The sequence below is a fragment of the Flavobacterium piscisymbiosum genome (genome assembly GCF_020905295.1).
Lineage (GTDB): Bacteria > Bacteroidota > Bacteroidia > Flavobacteriales > Flavobacteriaceae > Flavobacterium > Flavobacterium piscisymbiosum.
Genome location: NZ_JAJJMM010000001.1, coordinates 6,077,562 through 6,095,466, shown reverse-complemented (window position 1 = coordinate 6,095,466; position 17,905 = coordinate 6,077,562). Strand labels below are relative to the sequence as shown.

4 protein-coding genes are annotated in these 17,905 nt (G+C 34.2%); all 4 read right to left on the bottom strand.

The features are described 5' to 3' along the window. Positions 1-8: 8 nt before the first annotated feature. The 4 genes from LNP81_RS25655 to LNP81_RS25640 all read right to left on the bottom strand — a co-directional run bounded on the left by LNP81_RS25655 (position 9) and on the right by LNP81_RS25640 (position 17,849). Positions 9-5,780, bottom strand: a complete 5,772-nt coding sequence (locus LNP81_RS25655; protein ID WP_230040307.1) for a hypothetical protein — start codon at positions 5,778-5,780, stop codon at positions 9-11. 13 nt (positions 5,781-5,793) lie between these two features. After that, positions 5,794-13,242, bottom strand: coding sequence for a hypothetical protein (locus LNP81_RS25650; protein ID WP_230040305.1), 7,449 nt, complete (start codon positions 13,240-13,242; stop codon positions 5,794-5,796). Between the two features lie 476 nt (positions 13,243-13,718). Continuing rightward, positions 13,719-15,788: a leucine-rich repeat domain-containing protein gene (locus tag LNP81_RS25645; RefSeq protein WP_230040303.1), complete on the bottom strand. Its 2,070-nt coding sequence runs from the start codon at positions 15,786-15,788 to the stop codon at positions 13,719-13,721. 276 nt (positions 15,789-16,064) lie between these two features. Next, complete coding sequence (locus LNP81_RS25640; RefSeq protein ID WP_230040301.1) at positions 16,065-17,849, bottom strand: NHL repeat-containing protein; 1,785 nt, start codon at positions 17,847-17,849, stop codon at positions 16,065-16,067. Positions 17,850-17,905: the final 56 nt, after the last annotated feature.

Sequence of the window (17,905 nt, the reverse complement as noted above, 5' to 3'; positions counted from 1 at the left end):
TGCTAGTTTTAAAGAGTTAAGATTTTTTCTTCACTGCTAAACATTCCTGAAGAGTTTTCAGAGATTACTTTGAAATGGTGATAGATTCTTTCACCATCATCATTTTTAATAATCAATTCATCTGTATAAGAGTTTACACTTTCCAGCGGAAGACTGACATCATTCAGGTTAGAAGTAACTTCATGAATTTTTTCCCAATTCCCAGATCGGGTCATTTTGTATAAATGATATTTACCATTATGAACTGTTTTCTTCCAATTGAAAATGACTGTTTTTAAAACTTCAGTATTTGTTCCGGTTATATTTCCTGATGCTTCTAATACAGGAGATTCAGGCGAAATAGTATCAGCAATTACTGTAGCTGTAATTTTTGAAGGCTGCGAAGGCGCATAGTCAATATTGATGATAGGATTTTCTGTAGTTGAACCTGAATCTGCATATTCGATTTTTCTTGAAACCGTAATTCGGTAAAAAAGGCCATCGCCAAACGGAACAAATTCTAAATCTTCAAATTCATCATAAACTGTCCAGACATTATCAAACTCATTAGATAAAGTATCTTCGTCAATTACAATTTCTTTAGCCAGTGTCATCGTTCTTATCGATTTTGCATCCAGCATTGAAGAGGCACGATAAATATTGATTTTTCCGATTTTGTATTCCGGCTGATAAGCATTTATTTCAAACTGAATTGAAGGTTTAATTCCTAAAACCTGATTTTCAAGAATTGGCATGATTCGCTTAATTTCCGGCGTTTGAGGCGGATTTGAAGCAACCAGTTTTACAGGTCCTAAAGGATCACTAAGTTCACTAAAATTCATTTTAATATCCATTTCGCGAACCGCATAGAAATAAAAACTTTGAGAATTTCCATCCAGATTAAAATCAGTAAACTGTGTTATATTTTCAGTTTCATTAACGATCTTCATCATTGGCGCAATATCAAAATCGGGATCGGTTGGTTTTAAGGCATGACCATTTTTGTCTTTAATTGTCTGCTTTTTGTTGGTTGGTACATACGTATTGTCTTTAATGTATTCATAAATAACCGGTACTTCTGTTAATGGAACGTAGGCTGATTTTATAGCTTCTTCAATAAAATAAACAGCCAATAAATTGGTTTTAACTCCATTAGCTGTAGAAATTAATACTTGATTTAATGAAGTTAACTTCTCTATTGTTTTGGCTTTAATTTCAGGTTTTTGCGTTTCATTATGCCATTTGATAAAATCATTAATTAGTTTTACAAATTCGTCATTATCGGGTAATGGAAATCTATAGTTTGGCTCAGATTCATTTTCAGGGAAGGCTTTGTAATTCCCATTGATTTCAAGGTATTTAAAGTCTAAAAAGTTTTTCCATCTTTTTTCAAAATCAGGTTCTTCATTGCCACCCAATTTTTTTAGTTCTTCACGAATGGTATTTATAGTTGTTGTTTTATACAAAAGATTCAGGAAGTCTTGCTCATTGGCTCTATAATGCAAAGCTCCGTAAGGTTTACGTTCTTTTTTGTATTGAGTTGTAAAAGTAAAAGTCGAACGATTGTAAAAATCAGGTCTTGTGGCATATAAATTATGTCCCTCTGTAATTTCTGGTTTTTCGGCTTTTTCAACTTTAACGGCATACATAGGGCTCGGAATACTAATCTTGGATTTGTACTCAAAAGTAGGACGAACAGCACGCGAACTAATTCCGAAAATAGAGTAGCGTGTACTTTCGCCAGCTCTTGGCTGAATATTTTCTTTTGTAATTCCAGAAGCTTGGTCTTTGTACAGATATACTTTATAACTAGGATAATAGTTTACTTCTTTATTTCCAATAATGATTTCATCATGGCTTTCGAGCATTGTTTGATTTACATAATCTCCTAATTTGAAATCTGTATCATTAACATATAAAACCAAATCTCCTGTTTCTCCAATATTCTTGGTTCGAACAACTTTAAATTCTTTTCTCGTTTTTATAGGAACTGAAACTCCTTGTTTAACAGAGCTTTTTGTAAATAAACGAACAATACCATTAAACCATTCTACAGAGTTTTCGTTTCCTGCTTTAAACTGAGGGTGCTGAGGTAAATTAAAACCAGAAAAAGTGATTTGATATAAACCTAAATGTTTTTTGTCAGCCAATTTGATTGGTTTTTCATCTTTATCCAATTCATATTGTCCGTTTTTATCCATTTTATACGCATCTTCCAATACCTTTTCTATTAGGGCATTTTTCCAGATACCTCTGGTTTTCTCTAATTGCAGCTCTGTTGTGTTTTCGCTTTCAGGCTGAATAACTTCACGATGAATAATATTTAAACTTTCGGGATATTGAACTTTAAAATCAATTTCCGGTTTATGCCAGTTCGAGTCTGTTAACATGTTTTGAACCAAAGTGCATAATTTACTCTCAGGCTTTTCTATGCCCTTAATTTGGTCAGAGTCTATTGTGGCATCTCCCTCAGCATGAGTACGGTCACTTACTTCTTTCTTAAGTACAGTGATATTAGCATAGCCAAATTCATCAGGATCCTGAGGTTTTTGTTTTGGTTTAAGAACAACATTTATATCCTGAATCACATAATTTTGATCTCCAACAGTTAGAATTCCTCCTGTAAATCTTGCTTTATTGCTTTCAGTTAATGTTACTTTAACATCTTCGCCGCTGCTAAGAACTTTATACTCTCTTATTGTAACAATTGAGGTCAGTTCATCATCATTATTAATACTTGCAATTTCACCATATTCTACCTCAGGAAGTCCGTCTTTGTAGTATAGTTTAAAATGATCTGCGAATATTTCTTCTGTATCAGGAAAAATACTGTTTTTGTCCAACTCAGCTTCTTGAGCAGATATTTCAGAAGGAACAGTGTAACTTAATAATTCCTGAGCCGAGTAATAGTCAAATAAAATTCTAACCAATGTTGGATCGTCTCCTATAATTTTACCAAGACGTTCCTGCTCAGATTGAGAGGTGAACATTAATGGGTTTTCTTCGGTAATTAAAAGTGAGTTAATATTGCCTGGCGGCATTAAATTGTTTGCCGGTTTAATATCTGATTCAATACTTATTCTTCTTCCGGCAGATGCTCTGGAGAAAATATTAACGCCATATCCCTGATAGATATAGGTTTTTTTACCGGCCTCTTCCTGACGTACATTTAAGATTGATTTTCCAGCATCCGGAATAATAACCGGTACCGGCTCATAACATGATTCTTCAAGATTTTTATTGACATTGCGATATTCTAAATCAAATGATATCTCCGGTTTTCTCCAGTTTGTTTCTCCATCAATTTTAAAATCGATACCTACATAAATAGGAAATGTAAAGGAACTTCCGTCATATTCTAATGAAGATTTAAAGAAATCATCAGCCTTAGCAGATGCTATGTCATAATCCATGACGTCATCCATAAACAAACTTACGTATCTTTTCTTTCCGTCAAAACTATATCCGTTTGAATCTGTAATTTGAGCATTTTGATTTTCATCAGAACCCACATTTAAACCAGGCACAATGTTATTTAATTGAACCGGCAGAGAAAAACGCTCTGTAGCTGTAGAAGTTGGAATACTCATAGAAAGATGCTGAACCTCTCTTGATCCCAGGCCATCCCCCAAATCACCAAAAGTGGTGTATTCTGTTAGATAAACATAGTCTCCGGAAAGCACTTCTTCGTCAATATCAATACATCCCAAACCTAACATACGTGCAATATGGTAATCGTTTGCCGCAATATTTAACAAATCAAGATTAGATATTTTTTCTGCATCGTCCTGTTCTTCTCCCGGTTCAGGATCTTTATCTGCGTCAAGATCTCCAAAGTTGATAGCTTCTAATGCGGTTGGGTCATTTGGATTTTCGCTTAATTCGATATAGCGTTCAACGATTGACTTAATCTTTTTATCGCTTTCATCTCCTTCAATGGCTGGCCTGTTCCATTTGTTTTTATAATTGGTAATATTTACATATTCGCCATCATTATATTTTAGCCATTTTCCATGAACCGCATTGAGTTTTGGTTCTAATTGCTCAAAAACTTTGATATCATTTTTGCTCAAACCATATTTGCCTTTTAAATTCCAATCGCCATTAGTATTGGCATGTGTAATGAAATCTGAATAAAACTCAAAGTTTATAGCATTCAAAGTACAGTTATCAGCCTTAAATCGGATGCTTCTTCCGTTTTCTGCAAGCAAACGAACGTTATTTAATTGTGTCGAAGAATAACTTTTACGATTGGTAACTCTCTTAGCAGCAATAATGGTATTCTCTGCAACAGATAAAGTTTCTAACCTTACCTTACTTGAAGATGTTGGTGGTGAAAAGTTTAATTCTGCAGCAAAAAACAATTCGGTTTTATTTTCAATTTCAATTAAGTTGTTTCCGTATGCTTGTACAAAGGCGGCAGCATTTGCTAACGGATCTATACCAAGTTTGACTGATTTATACTTTGCTTTATTTTGAAAACTAACATAAATAGATCTCTTAGAATCCATTGTCTTATAAATCCATAAAGCCCTTTGATTATCTACAACATTTGGTTCTCTGGTTAGATCTAAAGTGTGGCTTACTTTTGTATAAGGAGCCCTGTATAGTTTTACAAAGTCTTCCGGTTTATTAAAATTAATTTTTTCACCCTTATATAAATCTCCTTTTGGAAGATGTTTTTCGCCCAATTTACCAGCAAGCAGCCAGCGAAGATGAATTCCTCTGGTACTGTCAACTCCTTTTGAACCTGACGCAGCAATTTGCAAATACGTAGACTGCAAATTTGTTTTTCCTGTAGCAATATCAATTATAGATGATTCTTTGCCAACTTTAAAGCTAATATTAAAACCTAAAGGATTTTTAACATTGTTTAAAGCAATTGGAGTAAAGAAATTTCCGAGCGCTAATGGTTTTCCTTCAATTCGAACTACAACCTCAATTTGTGTTGAGCCCGGAATTGTAACAGCATTTTGAAGTTTAAAAGTTAAGCCATTTAGACTGCCCGCAGTGTGTATTCTTGTTCCTGTGCTTAAGGAAAGAGGAACACGGCTTTTGTTTCTAAGAACCAGAGTTCCGGCTTGCTGGCTTACTTTTACACCTTTCTTTAAAGCAGGATAAGCGATTTTATTTTCAACAATACTTACATTCGAAATACAGCCCGTTTGAGCAGTAGACAAATCAGTAACAAGTTTGTTTAATTCTATTCCTAAAGTGCTGAAATCAGGAACCCTAAGGTAATCTGAGTCCAAAGCAGAGATTTTATCCTCTTTTAGTTTTGGTGTTCTGCCTAAAAAAGTATTTAATGGCGTTGTTAACTCCTTAATATCTTCTATTGTGCTCGTAACACCATAAACAAAAACCTGTGATTTTAGATTTAAATCAGTGAATAAATCTTTTAAAAATTCAGAGTTGTTTACCTGAATTCCGTCTGTTACAACGAAAACAATATCAGGAGTTACAGCTAAATTCTTGGCGGTTTGCAGACCAGATGCCCAATAATCAGATTGGATAGTAACTTTGCCATTGCCATATAGATTAATCCAGCTTAAAAAATCCTGTTTGTTACCTGCAATTTTTTTCTGAATAACATTATCGGTTCTGACAGCGGTATCGCTGTCAGACATTCCGATTAATGAAAGTGTTATATTGCTTTGCGCCTGAGAATTAATAAAAGAAGTCAGTCCATCTCTAATTTGCTTTGCTTCATTGGTGTTTATCGAACCCGATTCGTCAACAACGATTGCTATATATTTTTCGCAGTCCGAGATTGGGATTGCCTGAAGATTTATAGAACTCATTTTTTATTGTTTTTTAAAGATTTATATTTTCTGATTCTGCTTGTAGTTGTACTTTTATGTCTTGCCTGTCAATTGATGAAGTCAATGCTCTAGTTGCATTTACGGTAATTTCTTCGTTATTCCACATTCTGTAATCAAACATGATATCCACATTAGGCTCTAAAATGAATTTATCATCATGCATTATCAATACCTGCGAATAATCTTTGGAATGCAATACCTTGTAAACATCTTTTTTAGTATATTTTTTCTTTTCGTTTTCGACCGTGATTGTTACCACAGAAATAGTCTCCTGGATTTCTTTCAACGGTATTTTCGGAATATTAAATGGCTCCGGATTACGAATTAAAAGCGCTATGACTTTACCTGTATTAATATCAATAATTTTGTTTACTTCGGTATTTTGAGCCGGATCAAGAGGAGACAGTTTTAAAACTCCCTCAATGGCGCGATCAAATGAATGCTGATATTTTATAGCAATTGAATCACTTAATGTATTTGCTTCAGTTTTTGCTGCGGCTAAATGATATAAGGCATCAATTTGTTCCTGATTAACATTTACATTTACATCAAAGACTGCTTTACGATCTGTGGCTTCGTCGATGTTATAACTCTGAATTTGCTCTTCAAAATTTTTGTAACGAGAAGTCTGAAATCCGTATTGGTGAACTAAAACATTTTCTTTTTCATCTACTTTTTTGTTTTGGTTAACATCATAATAGTTATTAGCTAAAACAGTATATAGTTTTGAAGGTTGCAAATCAGTTAGGTTAACTTGATATCCATAAGATTTTGGTTGTAAAGGATCTCCTAAAAGAATACCACATTTTGTTTCAGGATGAGCACCGATAAAGTTATTTATCAATTTTATACCCAATGGAATTCTAGGATCGTTATCACTTACCCATTTTGCATCTCCTTCATTATCTCCTTCTGTTGCTCTTGGATAAGTTACGGTCTCTTCTGGAAGCGGATATGGAATAAGCGTATCATTAAGAGGATCTTTTATAATAAGATTCAATGATCCCTGGATTTCCTCTCTTTTACCGCCATAACCAGACCAGCCTTTAAACATGTGATAAACATAAGGACTTGTAAAAAACATCGAGATTTTGCATTGTTCATGTCCGTAGAAAACAGGTTTAGACTGCAATAAACTACCATCTGCATTTGGATAAGAACGATTGTAATCTAAATATTGTCTTAGCGACGTCAATGGTGATTTTGACAAATCTGTCAATTCGTTCTTTGCCGGAGGAAGTTCACCTGGCAATACCGGTTCCGGAATAGGATCTGGAACAGGGAAGTGTCCAACAGGACCTAATGTTTTAAATCCATAGAAATAGTTAAAAGCAATTGGTTTCTTGTCATCTACAGCATCAGTCAAAGTAAAATCTAAACAATAGGTTGTATTAGGTCTCCAGATTGGCTGAACAGTATTTCTTACTGCAGCTTCCATCGCTTCCCGGTTTTCTTGTACCGCCTCGATTGAAGGAATTGTTGTGTTATGGAAATAGCTTTCTTTGCTTAACCATTCGATACTCTGAACGCTGGTTGTGTAATCTAACTCAGGATCTTCTTCGGTATATCCGCTTGAACAAATCGTATCATTAACCGTAATTAATTTAGAATTTTTAGGTCGTTTGTTATAATCCACTTTGGCAGTAAGAGAAAGTGACGTTAAACTTGTAACTTCAGTTGTTAATGCTGCAACAGACGAAGTAAGTGTAACATTTTCTGCAGCATATAAAGAACAATTATCAAACTGATTATTAAACAATGAGAAGTAAACTCCTTTTTCTTTAGGTTTAGAGGAAAGCATCAGAATTTCATTTTCAGAAGGTTCATTTTGAATATGAATGATTGACGCATTTTCTACCGTATTGCCTCTTTTTATTATTCTTTTAAGCTCTAATGTTGCATTGAATACGAATAAATAATCTTTATTATACGACATAATCGAATTATCAGCCAAAGTCTTGTTAGATAAATAAACTGCCGAATCGAAAATGGTATCTTGTTTTACAATATCTAATGAGTTTCCTGTAATTTGAGCCAGACCAAATTTTCCGTTTGAAAACTGAACCGTAACCAAAGTTTTTCCGTTGGTAATAACAGCATCAATGATTTCAGATATAGAGGCATCAGAAATTACTTTTGTATCGGTTACCGAAATTGTTTTTGTACTCAAATTAAGATCAAAGCGAATGATTTTCTTGTCTTTCGTAATTAGACTAAATTCCGAATCGCTATGCTGAAGAACTTTTATTGCCGTTCCATTTATTTTTACACGTTTAATAAGATCGCGGCTGCTTCCGTTAACCCAATTAATTTGAGTTTCATTTTCTAATGTATTAACCCAAAGCAATTCATTATTGGCCAATGGCAGTACTTTGTTAAATCCTAAAGAATAACTATTTAAGTATTGAGTTCCTGTTTTTAAATTTAGTTCGTCATCAAGCTCAATAATAGCCATTGCATCGATAGGAGACTCACAACCTACAATAAAATCAAGATCGATAACGGCTTCTCCAATTCCTTTGCATTGATCAGCATTTAGAGCCTGAGTTACCAGTAAATTTCCATTTATAGCCTGCATCGAAGTAACAACACCGTTTAAGAGACGTTCTCTTAAAATATCCCCATTTGAGTTCATTTGTAAAAGCACGGTAGTATTTTCCTGCGGATGGAAAGAGATAATATAATTGTCGTTGTATTTTATTACTTTGTCAAAAGCATATAAATCTTTTCCTTTATATCCGTAATAATGCGTAAAAGTCAATGCATTTGGCGTTCCTTCCTGGATATTTTCATTTCCGGCATTGGTTTTTAATTGGTTTAATTTTGCAAGTAACAAATCATACTTTTCAAGGTCGCGCGGCCCGGACATTACAAAGTCTCCGTTTGCACTGGTGTAGGTATCATCAAACAAAGCAGCAATTTGGTTTCTCACGTCTTTAATTGCTTCTGCATTTGCCGCAATTGGTGTAATTACAATTTTATCGATTTTTGTTTTTGAGCTTGCATCAATTTCTTTGTGATATAAAGTTATTTCATTTAATAACTCAGCTTTAGTGTATGTTAACTCTGTAGAAATATCTCCTCCAGCAATTTTTCTTATATCAACGATTTCATAAGAAGCTAGTTTAGCACCCTCTTTAATAACAGAGGTATATGCTTTTATTTTTACTTCTTTGGCTTGCGTTGTAAGCTTAAATGCCGGCTCAATGGCAGATTGAGGAAAAATAACTTCTAGTTCATTATAGTTTTTAAATGCTAGTGATTTAATATATTTATGAGGATTTTTTTCTCCGGTAATACTCATAAAATCGCCTTCTGTGGTTTGGCTGTTTTCAAGAACTTCCGGAACTTCTCCAATTAGTCTAAAAAACAATCCGTTAATTTTATCTGCGGTATATTGTGTAGGAACATAATAACGTTGCCCAATTTTTTGCCTAAGGAAATCAGTATGTTCTTTTTTAATTTTATCAGATGGACAGAACAATTTTGAAGGCGTAATTCCGAATTGCTCCGGTGCATGCCATCCTGGTTCTCCCGAGCTTAAAAATGAAAACGGATCTGTGGCTAAAACACGAATACTGTCATATTGGTCGATTGCTTTCTGCCATTGTGCCCAAGGTAAATTTGTGACTTTACTGCGTTCTTTTTGTTCTACAACAGCTTCAAACGGATGATAATCTTCCCAAGTAGATCCATTCCATGATTTTAAATTAATTGATTTAATTTCATATTTATGTTTAACCTGACGAATTGGTCTTCCGGCAACTTTTTCAATTGGCGGCATCATATCTGTATAGTTTTTTGCATCTCCGGTATAACCGCCAATTTTTTTAGATAATGATGGATCTGGTAATAAGCCTTTTGCCATTTTAATATCGATATACGTGTCCAGCGGAATTATGTTTTTAATTAACTCTGCTTTTGGCATTCCGTCATGAAATTTAGTTGGATCGTAGCCATTATCATCTGTCGATTTGAAATAATCAAGAGCAAAAGCCTGATTAGTTAGCATGTGAACTCCTTTTACATTTTCTAATGTTCGGTTGTCTTCCTCATCTCCTAGTGTTCCTTTTGGCAGCGGACTGTATGGCGTACGATCAACAGTTCGGTTAATGTCCCATTGAAGTTCTATTAGAAAGTTTTTACGAACTCTTACAAAACCAATTTTTACACGAACACTTAATTGCAGTTTAGCATAAATTAAGAATGGTCTAAAGGATTCAACTGAGAAAACGGTGTCCAGAGCGATTTCAACTTTTATAATCCAAATTTTAATTTGAATTCCGCCGCCTGCAGTAATATAACCGCCCATTTGCGGACGTTTGAACGAAATTTTTCCGCCTAATTCTAAATAAGCCCATAGTTTTACCTTAGCAGGACCAAAGCTTTTTTCGAGTTTAAAATCTAATCGGGCTCCGGCCTCAATCCCCTGAGCCGAAAGCATGATAAAAGCTTTTGCAGAAAATAAAGTCAGGATTCTGGCCATAATTGGGTCTTTTCTCGATCCAATATTTACATACCAGGGTTTTTGGTTTTTAAAGAAGAAACCTGCTTCCAGCAAAGCATGCAGCTGAAAGATTTCGCCAGTATTTTTAGGAATACTAAATTCTGCTCCGGCTGCCAACTCTAAGGAATCATCACCAAATGCCACTATGGCAAAGAAAGGAGGATTGCTAGGATCATCTTCAATAAGTCCTAATCGTCCGGCAATAACATTTAATCCTGCCTCAATATAAAATAGAGTAGGAAGAGATAATAACAGCATCGCCCTTAAAGACAATACATGTCCGCCATCGGCAATGGTTCCAAAAGTCGCTCCGGCCCCAATAGAGAATGGGGATTTGTGCTGCATGGAATCAGGTGGTCCACTGAATTTATTAATATTAATTCCAGGTTTGGGATGTTTGTAAAACTCATACCATGAATTATCTTTATTTAATCCTGCTGCTTCTTTAGTTGCTACATATCTAAAACCTAATAAACCTCTAAAAGCAGAAATAGCAAGAAACCCTAACGGAATAGGAGTAGGAAGCTCAATATGAGCATCTACTAAAAATGCCGGATATTTAGGCATAAAGCGCATGCCAACACCACCTGAAATTTTTGCTTTTGGCAATTTTAAGGAAACTTGCCCTTTAAATTCTTGAGATTTTCCAGGTTCAGGAAGCGAAATCATACCATTAATGATGGCCATTGCAGATGCTTCTGTGGCTGTTCCCGGAATGATTAAGTCAACTTCGATAGTTTGAATTCTGATAAACGAATCTTCGTGACCGTCTTCAGTACAGTAATAATATTTTACACCTTCACCACGAGCGTCAACTCCAAGCGGATTGATACTGATGGCTCCATCAAAACCAAAGAAATTATATTTACGTCCGTTAATTTGGGTAGAACCAAAGTTTACGTTTGTAACGGACATCTTAACAGGACCAAGCTCTAATGAAAAATTGATAGGAATTGGAATCGAACCTCCTTCAACCTCGATGCTTCCATCGCTGTAAATACGAAGTTTTTCAATATTAATTCCCTGTCCTTTCATTAATCGCTGCATGACAACACTAGGAAACGAAACATAACAGGATGTTCCTATATAGTAATCTTTGTCTTGTTTCCCCAGTTCAAAACTGTAAAAATCAAAATCGACAAGATTCAGTAAATTGGCACGAGGAGCTGTTTCTTTAGGAAAAGAGGCAGTAAGATTAAAATCTCCGTCATCGTATAAATGTCCTTCAAGAATGGCGCTAAAAGGTCTTTCAGGTTCATTTGGACGTTTTATTTTAAGCTTTTCAAATAATAGTTTTCCTTTAATATTAGAACCAATTACTTTGTTCTGTTTAAATGAAATATCAAATTTGTTGAAACCAATTTTAAAACCTTTTTCCGGAGATCCAATGGTTTTCCAAAGTGTATTGTCTAAATTTAATTCAGATAAAAAACTTTTGTATTCCTTAGCGTTACTAAAAGTATAAGTTGTCGAAGACTTAATAGTCGTAGAAGCTAAGTTAGAAAGTGTTGTCAGCGATAAGGGATAATCAAAAGCATAAGGTTTTCCTTTGCTGTTTAATTCTTGTAAAAAGGCAATTAAAGATTCGTAATCGGCAATTTCTTTTTTAATTACAACACCGTCTTCACCTCTGTCAAACATGGCGATTGGATAATTGAAATTGAATTTGTCGCTGAAATAATTAAATGTAGTGCCTATACTTTTAACGGTCTCCAGGTAAATATTTCCTGAAAGACCACCTGAACCTACTAATAAATCTGAAGCACCAAGTCTTAGTGTTTTGTTTTCATTTTCAGGGCTTGTTTTAGGATCATGAAACCATCTTGAAGGGAGTGTAACCGAAACGGCTCGCGCATAAACTCCAACGAAATCATTAGGACGTCCATCGGCATCAGCTTCAGGAATATTGGTTTTTTTGCTTAAATCGACTTTTAAAGTATCTAATTGAAGAATTAAACCCGTGTTGCCAATCATCGCAAATGTAGAAGGACTTAAACTTCCTCCTAATTCCAGCTGATAGTCAATTCCGGCTTCAGTATCAGCATATAGTTGGGCCTTACCAAATAAGAACATTGATTTAGCAGTTGGATCTATGTAAGGAGTACCGTCTTCATTTATTGGTCGTAATACATTTTGAGGAAACTCAATACCGGCGCTCAAGGCTAATGTAGCTTTGGCTTTTGGAGTTATAATTCTTTTGATATAAGCTTCGATACCATCTGGAGCGATGATATTATAGAATTCCTGTAATTTTTGTTTCGTTGCGCTTAAATCTTCATTTAAAATATATGTGGCGAACAACAATAACGGAATTGTTTCTGTAATAGCCGCACTGCTATTGATAAGTGTAATTACACTACTAATAGATTGTTCAGCACCTTCAGGAAGTTTTAGTTTTTGTGCTTCAGGAAAATTCAGAAGCCCGTTAATATCTTCCAGAAGGGTTTCATATTTTGTTTTTCCTTCTTCGGCTTCAACAAAAATGTTCATCATGTGGGCTACAACTTGTTCTTCGCTGATGCGAAAAACCTGTAAGCCTACAGAATAAAAATCTTTTATAGAGAAAGAAAAACTGCTTGAACTGAAAGTTTTTAGGAAAGCTAAAATTTCCCACTGATATTCTAACGTAATAGGAAATGAGGAAATCGTAGAGTCTCCGTCAGGATCCGGGTTTAGAACAAGTCCTAAACCAAATGGCAACGGAAGAGCCAGTCTTTCGCTGGTAACGATGTCAAGACTATAAAAGGCCGAGTCGCCGCGATATCCTTTAGAATATTGTAAGTTTTTGTAATGAATTTTATCAAAAATGGCATTTAAACCATTTTCGACAAACGATAAAAATTCAGGTAAATCATCTACAGTGATTATCTCCGATAGTCGGGGATAATATCTTGCTGCAGGAATTGGAACCGCAGGAATAGGATTAGTTGGCATATTCTAATGTGTTTTTGACTTTGATTTTGTTCATATTCTGAATGATTAAGTTGTGGCAGCATCAAACCAATCTTAGCGCTCAAAAAGCATAATTTTTGGGTTAATGGTTTTGGTAATCTGCATTGATTTGTCCAGGTTTAGTACACTTTATAAAAGGTTCTTTTTTGGATTTTTAACACTGTTTATCCCTTTTGATATTGTAAAGGTCAGCTTAAAATAGAGGTTTAAAAAGCAGTTGCTTAGTAGTTTAACATGGGTGTTCTGGAGCTTTACAGAGTTGTAAAGGAAGTGGATGTTGGGTTGAAATTTGCTTTTTTGATATTGAATGAAAAAGTTGGGGAAACTTAAGAATTTTAAGTTTCCCCTAAACTTGGAACTGTTTGTATAGTGGTCCTAAGTCAACCTTTTGCTATCTAACTTTAAAGACTTTTTGGAATACTTGTTCAGTTTGATTTATTTATGCTCAGGAAATGTATTTATAAAAAAGGATAAGGAGTTTTTGTTATTGTCCAGCTTAAATCTTTTAACATTGACTTAGTATTTGTTCCATCTATTGAACCAACTGTGTTTCCGGCATATAATATACCTTCTTCAATTCCTAAAGAATTAATCCAATTTGTATTTGTGTTCCAACCAATTGAGGTAATTGGATTATTTTCAAGATTTAAAGTGTTTATTTCACTTGGAAACAATGTTGGATTAAAATTTACAATTTTATTATTTCCTAAATTTAGCTTATGCAGAGTGTCGTTTAAGGACTGAGGATTAAATGTAACGATCTTATTATTTTGTAATAAAATAATTTCTAAATCATCACCTGCCAAATATTTAGGGTTAAAATCAACAAAATCATTATCATTTAATTCTAATCGTTTTAATGCCCACGGTAATTGTTTACTCGTTAAGAAATCATCCATTTTATTGTGGGATAATTTTAAAGTTTTGATTCCGTCTGGTAATCCCCCTGTTATGTAAAAATGTGAAAATTCATTATAAGACAGGTCTAATAATAATAGATTTGTTTGATGTATTGAATTAGATTCCCAATCAGATAAGTTGTTACCTGATAAAAGAAGTGTTTCAAGGAATTTAGGCACAACCATTGAAAAACTCCCTATTTTGTTTTTATTAAGATTAAGAATTTTTAAATTAGTTGGCATTTCTATATTATCACCAAAAGCATCTAGTAAATTTTCTTCAAGATTTAATTCAACAAGTGAATTAGGAAGTCCTTTTATAGGTTCAAATTCACTTAGTTTATTATTATTTAGAATTAATTTTTTTAATGTTTCAGGAAGCGTATCGTATGGATTTAGTTTTGTTATTAAATTATTTGACAATACTAAAGTCTCTAATATAGGGGACAATGTGCTTAAATCAATTTCTGTCAAGTGATTATTTGACAAATCAATTTCTGTTATAGCAAGTAAATAACTAAAGTATATTCTAGTTAATTGTATATTTGGCAAATTGATAGTTTTAATTGTTGCAGCATCATTTGTTGAAAAGACAACTAAATTTCCATAAACCTTTACTCTAGTAAAGTTTGACGAACCTTTTGACGTAAAAAAAGTATTCCAATCATCAATACTGTTTACATTGTTAATTCCAAAGGCAGCAAAAGCTTTAGAACTAGTGAACTCTAAACTCAAATGTCCAGGATTTTGTGTCATTGCTATGTATGCTGTGTCATTAATTGTATGAGTAGGTGTACTGTAATAATCTCCTACTTTTAAGTTTGCAGCTAAAGCTTCACGACTGTTATTGAATTCTCCTTTTAATTCAATACCTGAAGAGCCGCTGCCTAATTTGCTTCGTATCTCTGCATGTGTTTCCCAAAGCTGCCCATTTTCATCACGCTCTATTGCTCCATTTTGCGGTGTTGTTGTTAATGAGCCATTCGGAATAATTAAAGATGGTGTCGTAATTGTCCCTGCTGCTGTTTTAACAAAATCATTTACAATAGAAATTGTTCCTGATTTATTAGGTAGGGTTAGTGTTCTGTTTTGATTTGGAGCTATAGGTTTAAGTAAAGTTGAATACCCGTTAGCAGTTGACCATTTAACAGTTTCGAACCCATATTCAGCTTTACAAACACCATTATTTACTTGATTTAATTTTGCAACAAACATATTTTGAAGCATTTCAGTTGTATAGTTGCTCGTACTGTCACTAACTTTTAGACCTTTGGAAAAATTCCAAACAGCTTTTATGATTTGAGTTTGAGCTACCACCCAATTCCACCAATTAAATAATTTAGATCTACTAACAACTTTATTGTCTTCTGTAACTGAATTTGTTATTTGTGTTTCTGAATCAGAAGCAAGGTTAAAGTTGTTATTCTCAATCATATCTTTCAATACTTTTCCTTGTCTGGCATCTAGGGCTTTACCTTCGCTGGTGCAGTCAAGTGCATTGTAGTTTTCGGTTTTTAGAGTGCTTACATCGCTAAACTCTAATTCACCTTTCATGTTCGTTTTTAAAATTTTGTCATGTTGGCTTGTTTCAAGATCTGACACTTTAATTCTGTTGTGATTTGTACTCATTTTTAATTAATTATTACGGGTTTAAAAATTACAGGCGTATATTCAGTTATTTTAGGGCGTAACCGTAATTAATGCAGGTTGAGGTAACTTCAAAAATGACTTTTTTTAGTCTTTTTTGATGGTTAAATGGCAACCAGAAAAATTATTGTTTAAAAATTGTGTTAGTGGCGTCACAATAGATTTTTATTTTACATTGCTGTAAAACAAATAGGGAGTGGGGTAAGGATGACTTTAAAAAAGTCGATTATTAGGTTGTAAAATTTATGATTTTACATTTTAAGGTTTTTGAAAAAGGGTGCGATTTCCTGTTATTTTATAAAAAGCTTTTGAAGGAAGATTTGAATCTGCATCAGCGTCTGTATCATTTGCATAACTTGGAGGTGTGAGGTAAACAAAATTGCCATTCTCGTCAAGGCAAACTCGCATTTTCTCAACTTGCATGTCAGTTCCTGACACAGTTTTTTGGCCTGTGTAAAATTCTACACGGCTTTTTCCGGTGCCTTTTCCAGTTCCTGCTTTTACCTTATTAGTTCCTCCATCAAGATCATTAGTTCCAGTAAGTGCAGAATTAATTTTCCAATTTAATACAGTATTATTCGCAAAGCCTTCTCCTGTATATACATCATTGTTAATATCTGTGGCTATCATTGATGGGCCATAGTTACTTGCCGGAACTGTTTGAAAAAACACAAAGTTTCCAGAATCATTAGCTCTAATTGAAATATTTCCTCTAGACTCTGTCACATACATATCATTTGAAGGTGTAATGCACATACTCTTATATGGTGTAGAAGGCACATTTCCAGCTAGCGTATCAGTAAATGCTCCAGTTGCATTAGTTTGCTTATACAATTTTGTACCTTGCATGTAATAAACGTTGTTAAGATTTGAATAAGTTATAGCATCATAAGTTCCTTCTAAAACTCCTTGATTTACTCCTGGTCCTGTTCCATTTATTAATCTAAAAATTCCTACTCCATTTTGATAATAATACACATCATTTGAATTAAATGAACATGCTATCTTTGTTGCAAAAATTCCTGTATCTACAAAATTCCCTGTTCTTCCAGTTCTTTTATAAATTTTATTGCCATTACAACCATAGGCATCTCCATTTTGTGTAACTCCTGATGTATGCACACTTTGGCCAAGATTTGGAAAACCAGATATAACAGAAGCAGTAAAAATAGATGATCCGCTAGGTCTAAACCATATTACTGACCTATTCGCACTAAGTAAATACATATCTCCATTTGGGTCAGCCCAAACTGTTAGCGCATATAATCCTGTCGTTGCTGTATAAGGATTAAAATCTGTAGGAGCATAATTTATTGCCCTGCCTGCAGATAATGTTAAATCTCTACCTTTTGTGGTATTAGTGGATTCTTCAATTCCTATTTCTCTATTATTTTGATTTCCTAAAGTAATATCTTTTGAAAGCGTCTTATTTGTACTTTCTATCCCTATGCATGCTCCATCGTCTTGAATCCTGCTATTTCCAATTTGCGTACCCCCTGAGTTATTGTATTTTGGGACATAATTTTGAGTTCCTGTGGCAATAATATTTGTTGGTAAATCGGAAGTCATTGCAACAATTCCGCTTTTATCAGGAAAAGTCCAGGTTCTTGATGCTGTCGCAGTGCTTGCAATAAATGATGTAAAAGTGTTTGCTGCGTTTCGCAACCCTAACATTAAGTTCAGGAAAGTTTTTACTCCAGAGACAGTTTGAGTTGTAGTTGTGTCCATGTCTGGTGTAGCAATATTACCACTTCCAAATATTGAATTTCCTCCTACTGTTTTAAATAGAGATTTAAAGTTTGCCCATGTCATCATTCGGGCTAGAGAACCAATTAGAAATGGCATTTTATCTGTGCCAGTAATTGTATTAACAGTTTGCAGTGAGTCCTGGAATGCTCCAAAATTTTCATCGGTAAGATTTGGCTGAAAATTATTTTCTACATCGCTAAACTCCAATTCACCATCTAGGTTGGTTTTCAAAATTTTATTTGGGTGATTTGTTTCTAAATCAACGACTTTGATTCTGTTGTGGTTTGTACTCATTTTTTAATTAATTTTTATGGGGTTAAAATAATTTGTGTGCATTGTTTTATATAGAT